Origin of the sequence: Pseudoxanthomonas taiwanensis (assembly GCF_010093135.1) — a bacterium.
GTDB lineage: Bacteria > Pseudomonadota > Gammaproteobacteria > Xanthomonadales > Xanthomonadaceae > Pseudoxanthomonas > Pseudoxanthomonas taiwanensis.
This window is the reverse complement of sequence record NZ_PDWK01000078.1, coordinates 1-11125: the sequence shown is the minus strand read 5'-3', so window position 1 is coordinate 11125 and position 11125 is coordinate 1. Positions and strand designations below refer to the sequence as shown.

Below are 11125 nucleotides of genomic sequence, written 5' to 3'. Positions count from 1 at the left end.
AGTGAAACGCAACAGCGCCGATGGTAGTGTGGGCTTCCCATGCGAGAGTAGGTCATCGCCAGGGTCTTTACCCCGAACCCCCAGGCCAAAAGCCTGGGGGTTCTTCTTTGCGCCAGCCCAAACCCACGCCCCGACAGACGCAGCCCCACCTGACCACCCGTCACCCCCACAAACCCGAAGACGGAAAGGGCGGTCTCCGCATCCGGACAATACGCTGGATTCGCCACGTCGCACGGTGCCGGACCGGCGGCGCCGGCCGGAGTTTGCGGGGTCAGCGGTACACCAGCCGCCGCATCAGGAAGAAGTTGGCTGCCGCCAGCCCGGCCTCCACCATGGGTTTGGCCAGCCAGGCCCCGCGCAGGCCCAGGCCATCCTCGACCGCCACCAGCAGCACCGTGCTGAGCGCGGTCATCGCGCCCCACAGCAGCCAGAAGCGCACGAAGCGCTCCCAGCCCAGGCGGCTGCCGTCCTCACCGGCGAAGGTGTAGCGGCCGTTGAGCCAGAAGCCGAACATGGCACCGCTCACCCGGCCCAGCAGGTTGGCCGGCGTCGCCGGCAGGCCTGCGGCGGTGGTGGCCACGAACACGGCCCAGTCGATGGCCAGCTGCAACAGGCCGATGGCGACGAACTGGCTGCCCTGGCGGAGTAGCGGCATGTGCGGACCTGGCGGGGAGCAGGCTGCGATTCTAGGCCCGCATGCGCATGGTTTCGGTTAACGGTGGCCTGCCCGGCCGCACCGGACGCGCGTATAGAATGCCTTCCAGTTCTTCCTGGGACCGAGCATGAGCCTGGCATTGCACGTGGTGATCCTCGCCGCAGGCGAGGGCAAGCGGATGAAATCGGCGCTGCCCAAGGTACTGCAGCGCGTCGGCGGCCGGCCGATGCTGGCGCACGTGGTCGACACCGCGCGGGCCCTGCGCCCGGCCGGGATCCACGTGGTCCATGGCCACGGCGGCGAGGCGGTGCGGGCCGCCTTTGCCGGCCATGACGACCTGCACTGGGTCGAACAGGCACAGCAGCTGGGCACCGGCCACGCCGTGCAGCAGGCCATGCCGGCCATCCCCGACGGCGCCGAGGTGCTGGTGCTGTACGGCGACGTGCCCCTGACCCGCCCGGACACGCTGCGCCGGCTGCTCGAGGCCGAGGGCCTGCTGCGCGTGCTGGTGGCCGAGCCGGACGATCCCACCGGCTATGGTCGCGTCATCCGCGACCCGCAGGGCAAAGTGAAGGCCATCGTCGAGCATCGCGACGCCGACGAGGCCCAGCGCCGCATCACCGTGGTCAACACCGGCATCATCGCCGCTCGGTCCGAGGCGCTGCGCCGCTGGCTGGGTGGCCTGTCCAACCGCAACGCGCAGGGCGAGTACTACCTGACCGACGTCTTCGCCCTGGCGGCCGCCGAGTACAACCCGGCGGAGATGGTGCCGGTGGACGACCCGCTCGAGGCCGAGGGTGCCAACGATCCCTGGCAGCTGACCCAGCTGGAGCGCGCCTACCAGCAGCGGCAGGTGCGCGAGCTGTGCCTGCAGGGCGTGCGCGTGGCCGATCCGGCGCGCCTGGACGTGCGCGGCCGGGTGCGCGTGGGCCGCGACGTGGAGCTGGACGTGGACGTGATCCTCGAGGGCGAGGTGGAGCTGGGCGACGGCGTGCGCGTGGGCCCGTTCACCCGGCTGAAGGACGTGCGCCTGGGGCCGGGCACCGAGGTGCGCGCGCACTGCGACCTGGAAGGCGTGGCCGCGGCGGGCGCGGCGCAGATCGGTCCGTTCGCGCGCCTGCGCCCGGGCACGGTGCTGGCCGAGGGCGTGCACATCGGCAACTTCGTCGAGACCAAGAAGGCGGTGGTCGGCCGCGGCAGCAAGGCCAACCACCTCACCTACCTGGGCGATGCACAGGTGGGCGCGGGCGTGAACGTCGGTGCCGGCACCATCACCTGCAACTACGACGGCGTGAACAAGTCCACCACGGTGATCGGCGATGGCGCCTTCATCGGCTCCAACTCCTCGCTGGTGGCACCGGTGGAGATTGGGGCCGGCGCCACCATCGGCGCCGGCTCGGTGATCACCCGCAACGCGCCGGCGGACGCGTTGACCGTGTCCCGCGCGCGCCAGACCACCATCGAGGGCTGGAAGCGGCCGCGGAAGAAGGACTGAGCGGACGCGCCCACGCGCTCAGACCGGCTCGGGCAGCATCACCGCCACGCACAGGCCGCCGCCGCCGCGGTTCTGCAGCGAGAGGCGGCCGCCGTGGGCCTCGACGATCTCGCGGGTCAGCGCCAGGCCCAGGCCGGTGCCATTGCGCTTGGTCGAGTAGAACGGCAGCAGCGCGTTCTGCAGCACCGCCTCGTTCATGCCCGGGCCGCGGTCCAGCACCTCCAGCCGGGTCCAGCCGGGCAGCCGGCGCACCCGCACCTTGACCTCGTCCCGCGCCGGATCGGCCTCCTGGCAGGCCTCGTGGGCGTTCTTCAGCAGGTTCAGCAGTGCCTGCTCCATCTGCGCCGGATCCGGCACGCCGCCGGCGGCCAGCCACAGCGCCCATCAGGTCGGCCACAGCAGCAGGAGCACGCCGATCGGGCGGTCGCCGCGGACCAGCTTCCAGTACTGCCCCATGCGTTCGCGCCAGCCGGGGCCCGGCGCGGTGGCCGGCTCGTAACGTTCGTAAGCCATGGCCGGAAGGTTAGCAGGCCGGCACGAAGTGCCGGCCTGTCGTCCATCGTCAGGTGTTGCCCGACTTGTACTCGTAGTAGCCGTAGCTGTAGTAGCCGGTGGCGCGCTTCTCCACCGCGTTGAAGATCGTGCCCTTGACCTGCACGCCGTTCTGCTCGAAGCGCTTGAGCGCCAGCACGATCTCCTTGGCCTGGTTGAGGCCAAAGCGGGTCACCAGCAGGGTCGAACCGGCGTGGGCGCCGACGATGACGCCATCGGTCACCGCCAGGATCGGCGGGGTATCGATGATCACCAGGTCGTAGCGCGGCCCCAGGGTGTCGAGGATCTGCTTGAAGCGCGGGTGCATCAGCAGCTCGGACGGGTTCGGCGGGATGTCGCCACGCACGATGTAGTGCATGTTCGGCAGGTCCGGCACCGCGTGGATGGCCGCGTCCAGGTCCAGCTTGCCGACCAGCACGTCGGACAGGCCGTTCTTGTGGCTGATGCCCAGCCACTTGTGCAAGGCGCCCTTACGCATGTCGGCATCGACCACCAGCACCCGCTGCCCGGCCTGGGCGATCACGGCGGCGAGGTTGGAGGAGACGAAGGTCTTGCCCACGCCCGGGCGCGGACCGCAGATGGTGAGGATGTTGTTCTTGGCCTCCAGCATGGCGAAGTGCAGGCTGGTGCGCAGACTGCGCAATGCCTCCACCGCCAGGTCCGCAGGCTCGTTGACGGCCAGCAGGTGCCGGCGGCCGTCGGCGCGGATATGGTGCAGGCCCATGCGGTCGCGCTTGGCCGTCGGCAGCGCCTTGGAGTTGCTCAGCGGGATGGCCGCATAGACCGGCAGGCCCAGCTCCTCGATGACGGCCGGGTCTTCGATGCCCGGGTTGAGCATGCGCTGGACGAACACGAAGGCGATGGCAAGGAATGCGCCCAGCATCGTCGCCACCAGCACCACAAGCGCCTTGCGCGGTTTGACCGGCTCGGCAATGTTGACCACGGCGGGATCAACGATGCGTACATTTCCCACCGTGCCAGCGCGCGCTACATCCAGCTGCTGGGCCTGGTTCAGCAGGGCGGTGTAGAGCTCGTTGCTGACCTGCAGGTCGCGGGTCAGGCGCAGCAGCTCCTGCTGGGTATCCGGCAGCTCGCTGATCTGGCGGCGGAAACCGGCCTTGCGCGCCTCCAGCTCGCCAATCTGGCTCATAAGCGCACGGTAGGCGGGGTGGTCGCGGGTAAAACTGCGATCCATCTCCGCCTGCTTGAGGCGCAGCTGCTGGATGCTGGTTTCGACCGCGACCTCCTGCTCCAGCAGGCCCTTGGTCTGCATCGTGATGTCCACGGAGTTGGCCGAGGACTGGTAACGGGCCATGGCCTCCTGCGCTTCCTCCACCTGCTTGCGCACGGTCGGCAGCTGGTCCTTGACGAACTGCAGCTGAGCCGCGGCTTCGGCCGAGCTGCGCTCGACGTTCTGGCGTACGTAGGCCTCGACCACTTTTTGCACGATCGCTTCCGCGCGTACCGGATCGACGTCGTCGTAAGTCACCTGGAGGATGCCGGATTCCTTGCCCTGCTCCGATGCACCCAGCTCTTCCTGCAGCGCAGCCACGACGTCCAGCCGCCGATGCTTGATGACCTTGAACTTCATACCCGGGTTGGCCCGCAGCGCGGCCACGTCGACCACCACGTTGCCCCCCTGGGCAGTCTCGCCGGCCCTGCCCCGGACGAGCTCCAGGCCATCTTCGTCACGGAGCACATAGGTGCCGCCTTCCAGGACTTCCAGCTCCAGTTCGGTGTCGATCAGCTTCGACGGCACCTCAAGGCGATGGATTTCCAGCGCTTCCCCGCCCCAACCATAGCTAGTCAGCCCCAGAAAAGGAGGCGCAATCTCACCGTCGCTTTCTGGGTCAAAGCGGCGCGCGATAAAGCCCCCGATCACCGGGAAGGTCTTGGGGACGACCTCGATGTCCAGATGGAGCTGATCCACCGCGGCACCGACCACGGTACGCGAGCGCAGGAGTGCTATTTCGGTGGTTGCCGCAACGCTACCGCTACCTGCCAGGGAAGTGAGGTCCGCAAGCCCTGGAATGGTCGGCATCTTGGACTCCACCTGAACCATGGCCTGGGCCCGGTAAACAGGCGCTGCGAGCAGTACATAAATCACGCTCGCAGCAAGGAATACGGCAGTGATGGCGATTACCCACCACTTGCGGTCAATCAGTACGCCGACCAGTTCCCGCAGGTCGATCTCGTCTTCAGTGGCGGGCGTTACCGCTGCCTTTTCCTTGCCCATAGTTCTCTTCCAGATTTGTAAGACCGGGGGAACGTGACGCCGGCAACATCACTTGATGTAGGGGAGCCAGCTGTCGACGCAATCATCAATCAGTTGGTACACGTGCTCGAAGGCTTCGCGATGCTGGCGGTACGGGTCGGGGATCTCGCGCTGCCCCCGCCACTTGCCGAGTAAGAAGGTCTTGCCACTGACCTGGGGCACTTCGCGCGCGATCCTGGTCTGGTGGGCGTGCTCCATGACCAGAACCAGGTCCGCTGCGGCCAGTATGGAGGGCGTCGCCTGCCGCGCCTGGTGCCCGTCGGGGTCGATGCCCGCCTCGCGGAGCAGGGCGGCCGCTTCCGGATCGACCGGCCGCCCGACCAGGGCCTGCAGGCCCGCGGACGACACTTCCACGCCCGGGCGCCCCTGCAGCCGGTGGCGCATCAGCAGCTCCGCCGTGGGACTGCGGCAGATGTTGCCCACACAGACGAACAGGATCTTTCTGAACACTAACGCCGGTCCCCGCGCTGACTGGTTCCAATGGTCCCGGAGCGCAGTACGTCCCGGCCGCGCGCAAGCTTACCCGATGAAGCCCGATGCTGCAGCGCGACAGCGTGAAGGTTTCGTGCATAAACCACGGATTGACAAGCCCCCCCGGGCCCGCTTATGGTCTGGCCTGTGAAGTAGCCCGTCCATCTTGAAACGGAGTTTCCCCCATGAAGACCAAGTTGGTCGGTCTGGCCATCGCACTGGGTCTGGTCGCGCAGCCGTACGCGTTTGCGCAGGATTCCAGTAGCGCCCAGCAGGAAGAGAGCGGCGATGCGGCGGGCAGCGACACCGCTGCGGGTGGCGGCGTCGATGGCGAAGCGGTTGCCTGGGCCGCGGCTGGCACCGCGCTGGCCATCGGCGTGCTGTCGGTGATCAATGACGATAACGACAACCGTGCCCAGCCGGGTCCCGGCCCGGGCCCGGGCCCGGGTCCGGGTCCTGATCCGGGCACGGGTGGCACTGGCGGTACCGGTGGCACTGGCGGCACGGGTGGTACCGGCGGCACGGGTGGCACCGGCGGCAGATAGCCCGCCCTGGATGTCTTGAGCACAAGGCCCGCCGGCCTTCGATGTCCGGCGGGCTTTTTTGTGTACGGGGTCCCCTCCCCCGTGAACTCGAATGGAAGCGACATGAATCGAGCCTACCGGTCCGGCGCGCTTGCGCTGATGGCGGCGTTTTTCTTTTCCGGCTGTGTCTGGGCCCCCGGCCAGCACCTGGCACGCACCAAGCCGGGCCCCGGCCAGATCCGAACTTCCGGTAATGACCAGCTGGACCTGGTCGCCATTACCCCGCGCCTGATCGCGCAGGAGCAAGCCGGGCGCGCCACGGACAGCATTCCTCAGGAATTGCTGGACTATCAGCCCGAACCGTACCGGATTGGCGTGGGGGATGTCCTCTACATCACGGTGTGGGAACACCCCGAACTGACCGTGCCGGCAGGTTCACAGCAGCAGACCAACCTCGCCGGCCGACTGGTGCAGAGCGACGGGACCCTGTTCTATCCGTACGTAGGCAAGATCCAGGCCGCAGGCATGACGCCGACCGAGCTGCGCGACTATCTGGCGCGTGAACTGGCCCGGGTCGTGCAGGAGCCGCAGGTCGACGTCTCGATCCTGACCTATGGCAGCCAGCGGGTGTGGGTGACGGGTGCGGCCCAGCAGTCGCGCGTGGTACCCCTGACCGTGACGCCGCAGACCCTGCAGGACGCGATCAGCAACGCCGGCTACAACGCCACGCAGGCTGACCTTTCTGGGGTGCAGCTTACCCGCGACGGTGTGACCTATACGCTGGACGTCACCCGCCTGGGTGGTCGTCCGATCTACCTGCGCGCGGACGACCAGATCTACATCCCATTCCTGGATGCCAAGGAAGTCTTCGTGGTGGGCGAGGTCAACCAGCCCGGCGCGCAGAACTTCAAGACCGGCAGCATCAGCCTCAGCCAGGCGCTGGGCCGTGCACGCGGCCTGGCGCAGGCCACGGCGGATGGCAATGCGGTGTACGTGATCCGCGGCGCCAAGCCTGATGCCTTGGAGCAGCAGCCTTCCGTGGTCTACCAGCTGGAGGCCAAGTCCCCCGCGGCATTTGCGGTGGCGAGCCAGTTCGAGCTGCTGCCCGGCGACGTGGTGTTCGTGGGTGCCGCTGGCATCACCCGCTGGAGCCGCTTCGTGAACCAGCTGCTGCCGTTCACCGGCATCATCCGGAACGCCGCTGCCACCAGCAACGATCTTTCCAACAACTGACGGCCGCCGTGCAAGCGTCTACCGTCCGCCGGGCCCGCGGCTCCCGTCGCCGCCCCGGTTCCAGCCCGTTTCCGGCAAGCACCAGCGCCCTGGTTTCCCTGGCGCTGGTGCTGATGCTCGCCGGCTGCGGCACGGTGATGCAAACCAGCGTGGACTTCGTCCGTACCGCCGTGGCCGGCAAGGAGGACCTCTCCGAGGCCGCAACCAAGGTAGCCGCCCTGCCCTACGCCAGCCTGCTCATGGACGATGGCCAGTACCGCGCGGTGATGGTGCTGGGCAACGATGACGAGGGGCGGCTTTCCTGGCATAGCCGGCAGGCCGTCGTGTTCCTGTGCGAGGGCGGCGTGCTGTGCGGCACCCATGGCCTGCGCGCGGGCCTGGATGATGCCCGGATCGAAGGCGACAACCCGTTCACCGACCTGCGCACGGTGGGCGAGGCGGGCATCACCGTCAGCCGCCGCTACGACTGGCGCAGCGGCTACCGCTATGGCGTGCCGGTCACCGGCCAGCTGCGCCGGGTGGGCCAGGAAACCGTGGCGGATCCGCTGGGACGCAGCCGCTCCCTGGCCAGGTATGAGGAACGCCTGGAAGGCCCCGGCGTGGAAGGCACCAATACCTACTGGGTCGATCCGGCCACCGGCGTGCTGTGGAAGAGCCGGCAGCTGGCTGCCCCGGATGTCTACCTCGAGATCAGTCTGATCAAGCCTTACCGGCGGAGGTCGCAATGATGCGATCGCGGGTAATGGCCATGGCCGGCCTGCTGGCCTGCATTTCCTTCGCTTCCGCCGCCCAGCCCCGCACGCTGCAGGTTTCGGCCGAGGGCGCGGTGCAACGTGCCGGCACCTTGCAGCTGCCCGAGGGCAGCCGGTTCGACGACGCCGTCGTGGCCGCAGTGCCGCGCCGTGATGCCTATGCCTTGGGCGCCTCGGTCTTCCGCAAGGAAGAACTTGCCCGGCAGGTCCGGCTGCGCGCCGGCCTGCTCCATGACCTGGAATCCCTGGCCACGGCCACCGAAGCGCCGCCCGCCGTGGCCGCACGCGCCCGTGCCCTGCATGCCTGGGTCTCCGCCTTGCCGGCCACCGGCCGCCTGCCGCTGGAAGGCAACCCGCGGCGGCTGGAGGCGAGCAAGGGCGACCGCAACCGCCTGCTTGCCGATGGCGACCGCTTCCACTTTCCGAAGCGCCCGGCAACGGTGACCATCGTCGGCGCCGTGCTCCAACCCTGCGCGGTGGCGCATGTGCCGCTGCGCGACGCGGCCGATTACCTGCGCGATTGCACGGTGGATGGTGAGGCGGCCAACCGCGACGTGATCCACGTGGTGCAGCCCGACGGCAGCATCCACGCACTCGGCATCGCCCTGTGGAACCGCAGCGAGCCGCTGGCCTTGGCTCCGGGTGCCATCGTCTACGTGCCGCTGCGCGCACGCGCCACGGTGAAATTCGCGCCCGAGCTGGATGGCGCGATGACCGCCTTCCTCGCCACCCTGCCCCTGCCCCACGACAGGCTGGTGACGCCATGAGCCGCAACAACCTCCGCCGCCGCGCCCTGCCCGCCCTGAGCCTGCTCAGCCTGGCGGTATGCGGCGGGCTGCGTGCCGAGGTGCCGGCCACGCAGAACGACTGGGGCGGCATCGGCCTGTTGCAGACCCCTACGGCGCGCATGGCCGACGAGGGTGAGTTTGCTTTTACCGCAAGCCATACCTCGCCCTATACCCGCTACAGCGTAGCGATGCAGCCGTTCCCCTGGTTCGAGGGCATTTACCGCTATGCCAATGTCCAGGGCGTCAGGTACGGCCCGGAGTGGTTCAGCGGCGACCAGAACTACAAAGACAAGTCCATCGACTTCAAGATCCGCCTGTGGGAGGAAGGGCGCTGGCTGCCAGAGGTCGCGGTAGGCGCGCGCGATATCGGTGGTACCGGGCTGTTCTCCAGCGAGTACGTGGTTGCCAACAAGCGCTTCGGCTCCATCGATGCCAGCCTCGGCCTGGCGACAGGTTACCTGGGCAGCAATGGCGGCATCGCCAACCCGATCGGCTGGATCGACGAGGACTTCAAGACCCGTCCGCGTGCCAGCAGCGATATCACCCAGGCGGGCAAATTCGGCTTGCGCTACCTGCTGCACGGCCCGGTTGGCGTGTTTGGTGGCGTTTCATGGCAGACCCCCTGGGAGCCGCTGCTGGTCAAGCTGGAATACGACGGCCACGACTACGATGACGAAGTGCGTATCGGCCGGCTGGAGCAGGATTCGCGCATCAACGTGGGCCTGCTTTACACCCCCAGGCCCGGCGTGCGGATCACGCTGGGTTGGGAGCGCGGCAACGAGCTGCTGGCGACACTTACCTTGCGCGGCAACCTGAAGAACTCGCCGCGCCCGACCCGCTGGCTGGACCCGCCGAAGCCCCCGCTTCGCAGCGAAGTCGCCAGGAGCGCGGATGCGTCCGCAAGCCCCAAGATTCCGGCCGATGCAACCGGCAGCGCGCCACAAGGCGCTGATGCCGAGGCAATCGCAGCATCAAACAACCACCCTCTCCTGCCAGGCCATACCTGGGAGAGCGTGGATGTGGAGCTGCGTCGCAGCGCCGGCTTCTACGTGCAGAAGGTCGAAGTCAACGATCACGAGGTGATCCTGCACGGCACCCAGCTGAAGTATTTCTACCCGACCGAGGGCCTCGGGCGGGCGGCGCGCGTGCTGGATACGGCGATCGATCCCAGTGTCGACTGGGTCACGCTGGAATACACGCGGCAAAACATGCCGATCGCGCAGAGCAGCGTCTCTCGTAATGCGCTCAACGCCTATGCGCAGGGCGATATCGACCTGAGGGAAATGGCGCGCCATGTGGAGGTCAATCCGCCCGGCAGCTCGCGCGAGGGCGAGGTGGTCTACGAGGGGCCCAAGGGACGGCTCTTTGACTACCACGTTTCCCCCGGGTTGAACGAGATCATTGGCGGCCCCGACGGCTTCTTCCTGTACCAGCTGACCGCGAACCTGCACACCAGCCTGCGGGTCAATGACAGCACCTGGCTTACCGCCACCACGGCGGCGGACGTGCACAACAACTTCCGCAAGTTCAAGTACGACGCCCCGAGCAACCTGCCGCGCGTCCGCACCGACATCCGCCATTACGTCACCACCTCCGACGTCACCATCCCGAACCTTCAGGTCACCACGGTGCATGCGCTGGGCCGTGACCTGTACGGCATGGCCTATGCGGGCCTGCTGGAGATGATGTATGGCGGCGTGGGCGGCGAGTTGCTGTACCGTCCCGTCGGCCAGCGCTGGGCACTGGGCGTGGAGGCCAACTGGGTCAAGCAGCGCGACTTCGACCAGAAGTTCTCGTTCCGCGACTACGAGGTCGCGACCGGACACGCGACGCTTTACACCCACTTCGGCGACGACGGCCGCGTGCAGGTGGCCACCTCCGCCGGACGCTACCTGGCCGGCGACTGGGGCGTGACCCTGGATGTCTCGCGCATGTTCCGCAATGGCGTGGTAATGGGCGCGTTTGCCACCAAGACCGATGTCTCGTCGGCGGAGTTCGGCGAAGGCAGCTTCGACAAAGGCATTTACCTGTCCGTGCCGATGGACCTGCTGCTCCCCCGGTCCAGCCAGGTGCGTTCGCGTTTGATGTGGCATCCGCTGGTACGCGATGGTGGCGCACGCCTGCAGCGCAAGTACAGCCTCTATTCGCTCACCGGCGAACGCGACAGCCACTTTTACTTGGACAATATTGAATACATAGATCCATAACCCGTTGACATAGCCTCCCAGACTGGATGAGCGGGAGGCACAAACTAAGGAAGGTCTGAACAACCCGCTCTGCCGCCCGGATTGCGGCATCGTGGCGCCGGCCTGGCGTCGCTTTCGAGCCGGATTTCGCCCGTGCAGGGCGGTTTTTGGCGGGTTTCCCCGCCTTACGGACG

At 67.6% G+C, this 11125-nt stretch carries 9 protein-coding genes and 2 pseudogenes; 6 read left to right on the top strand and 5 right to left on the bottom strand.

All coding sequences use genetic code 11. The features are described from left to right. Positions 1–271: 271 nt before the first annotated feature. On the bottom strand, positions 272–655 hold the full coding sequence (locus CR938_RS12450) for a GtrA family protein (protein ID WP_162125322.1): 384 nt from the start codon (positions 653–655) through the stop codon (positions 272–274). A 127-nt stretch (positions 656–782) separates the two neighbouring features. On the opposite strand from CR938_RS12450, the gene glmU reads away from it, so the two are divergent. Beyond that, positions 783–2150: a bifunctional UDP-N-acetylglucosamine diphosphorylase/glucosamine-1-phosphate N-acetyltransferase GlmU gene (gene glmU, locus CR938_RS12445; RefSeq protein WP_162125321.1), complete on the top strand. Its 1368-nt coding sequence runs from the start codon at positions 783–785 to the stop codon at positions 2148–2150. Between the two features lie 18 nt (positions 2151–2168). On the opposite strand, the pseudogene CR938_RS12440 reads toward glmU, so the two are convergent. From CR938_RS12440 to CR938_RS12425, 4 genes and pseudogenes are all read right to left on the bottom strand, one after another. Next, a pseudogene (locus tag CR938_RS12440) lies at positions 2169–2501 on the bottom strand (sensor histidine kinase); the annotation flags it as partial. Between the two features lie 36 nt (positions 2502–2537). Further along, positions 2538–2663, bottom strand: a pseudogene (ubiA, locus tag CR938_RS12435) (4-hydroxybenzoate octaprenyltransferase); the annotation flags it as partial. A gap of 49 nt (positions 2664–2712) precedes the next feature. Next, the gene (locus CR938_RS12430; RefSeq protein ID WP_162125320.1) at positions 2713–4938 is read right to left on the bottom strand and encodes a polysaccharide biosynthesis tyrosine autokinase; all 2226 of its coding nucleotides are present in this window, start codon (positions 4936–4938) and stop codon (positions 2713–2715) included. A 48-nt stretch (positions 4939–4986) separates the two neighbouring features. Continuing rightward, entirely contained in the window at positions 4987–5427 is a 441-nt protein-coding gene (locus CR938_RS12425) for a low molecular weight protein-tyrosine-phosphatase (protein WP_019398118.1), read from the bottom strand. A 206-nt stretch (positions 5428–5633) separates the two neighbouring features. On the opposite strand from CR938_RS12425, the gene CR938_RS12420 reads away from it, so the two are divergent. The 5 genes from CR938_RS12420 (at position 5634) to CR938_RS12400 (ending at position 10952) form a co-directional block, all read left to right on the top strand. Then, entirely contained in the window at positions 5634–5993 is a 360-nt protein-coding gene (locus tag CR938_RS12420; RefSeq protein ID WP_162125315.1) for a hypothetical protein, read from the top strand. Between the two features lie 102 nt (positions 5994–6095). Continuing rightward, the gene (locus tag CR938_RS12415; protein ID WP_162125319.1) at positions 6096–7205 is read left to right on the top strand and encodes a polysaccharide biosynthesis/export family protein; all 1110 of its coding nucleotides are present in this window, start codon (positions 6096–6098) and stop codon (positions 7203–7205) included. Positions 7206–7318: 113 nt separating this feature from the next. Next, complete coding sequence (locus tag CR938_RS12410; protein WP_246191088.1) at positions 7319–7933, top strand: YjbF family lipoprotein; 615 nt, start codon at positions 7319–7321, stop codon at positions 7931–7933. Between the two features lie 20 nt (positions 7934–7953). Next, complete coding sequence (locus CR938_RS12405; RefSeq protein WP_162125317.1) at positions 7954–8724, top strand: capsule biosynthesis GfcC family protein; 771 nt, start codon at positions 7954–7956, stop codon at positions 8722–8724. Continuing rightward, on the top strand, positions 8721–10952 hold the full coding sequence (locus CR938_RS12400; RefSeq protein ID WP_162125316.1) for a YjbH domain-containing protein: 2232 nt from the start codon (positions 8721–8723) through the stop codon (positions 10950–10952). Before CR938_RS12405 ends, CR938_RS12400 begins: the two co-directional genes overlap by 4 nt. Positions 10953–11125: the final 173 nt, after the last annotated feature.

Excerpts from the sequence above, each read along its gene's own strand:
- CR938_RS12410 (WP_246191088.1), top strand. The coding sequence starts at position 7,319 with ATGCTCGCCGGCTGCGGCACGGTGATGCAAACCAGCGTGGACTTCGTC.
- CR938_RS12400 (WP_162125316.1), top strand. The coding sequence starts at position 8,721 with ATGAGCCGCAACAACCTCCGCCGCCGCGCCCTGCCCGCCCTGAGCCTG.
- CR938_RS12450 (WP_162125322.1), bottom strand. The coding sequence starts at position 655 with ATGCCGCTACTCCGCCAGGGCAGCCAGTTCGTCGCCATCGGCCTGTTG.
- CR938_RS12430 (WP_162125320.1), bottom strand. The coding sequence starts at position 4,938 with ATGGGCAAGGAAAAGGCAGCGGTAACGCCCGCCACTGAAGACGAGATC.
- CR938_RS12405 (WP_162125317.1), top strand. The coding sequence starts at position 7,954 with ATGGCCGGCCTGCTGGCCTGCATTTCCTTCGCTTCCGCCGCCCAGCCC.
- CR938_RS12420 (WP_162125315.1), top strand. The coding sequence starts at position 5,634 with ATGAAGACCAAGTTGGTCGGTCTGGCCATCGCACTGGGTCTGGTCGCG.
- glmU (WP_162125321.1), top strand. The coding sequence starts at position 783 with ATGAGCCTGGCATTGCACGTGGTGATCCTCGCCGCAGGCGAGGGCAAG.
- CR938_RS12415 (WP_162125319.1), top strand. The coding sequence starts at position 6,096 with ATGAATCGAGCCTACCGGTCCGGCGCGCTTGCGCTGATGGCGGCGTTT.